The 542-nt window shown below is 71.0% G+C and carries 1 pseudogene; it reads right to left on the reverse strand.

Annotated elements, in window-relative coordinates:
• Nucleotides 1–222: pseudogene (locus FNQ90_RS26245) on the reverse strand (ECF subfamily RNA polymerase sigma factor, BldN family); the annotation flags it as partial.
• Between the last annotated feature and the right edge of the window lie 320 nt (nucleotides 223–542).

Raw genomic sequence — 542 nt, forward strand, 5'->3', positions numbered from 1 at the left:
CGCGGAGCCGACTGATCCGGTGGGGGTGGCGGCGCGTCCGCCGCCGGCGCGGCTCGCCGCACGGACGGGGGCGCGTCCCGGGGCGTCCTCGGCCAGCGCGTAGGCCGGGCCGGCGAGGACGGGACCGGGGTGCGCGACCGCGGCCAGGGCACGCAGGTGGGGGGCGACCGCCGTGCGCAGTGCGGCCAGGCCCGAGGCATCAGCCCGGACGTGTGGGTACACGGGACTCCCAGAGGCAGAGCGTTCGAACACGTGCAGTACGGGGACCGGAACCCGTCACCTGGTGGGCGGACGGGAGCCGGGGCGTCCGAGGAGAATAACCCTTTGTGCCGGACGTGCTACGCCGAGTTGCGAAAGTCGCCGTTTGGGTTCGAGTGCTTACGGTTTGGGGGTTGCGCGCCAGGGGAAAGCCATGCCAAATCTGATCAATTGGTGATTGAAAGTGTCGCTTTGAAGATCGAAAACAACGGCGTGGCCGAAACGGCGCGTCGGCGGGCGGGTTCGGTCCCGGGGCGGACCGGGGAAAACGGGCAGGCGGGAGG

The organism is Streptomyces alkaliphilus, assembly GCF_014141535.1.
Taxonomy (GTDB): Bacteria; Actinomycetota; Actinomycetes; order Streptomycetales; family Streptomycetaceae; genus Streptomyces; species Streptomyces alkaliphilus.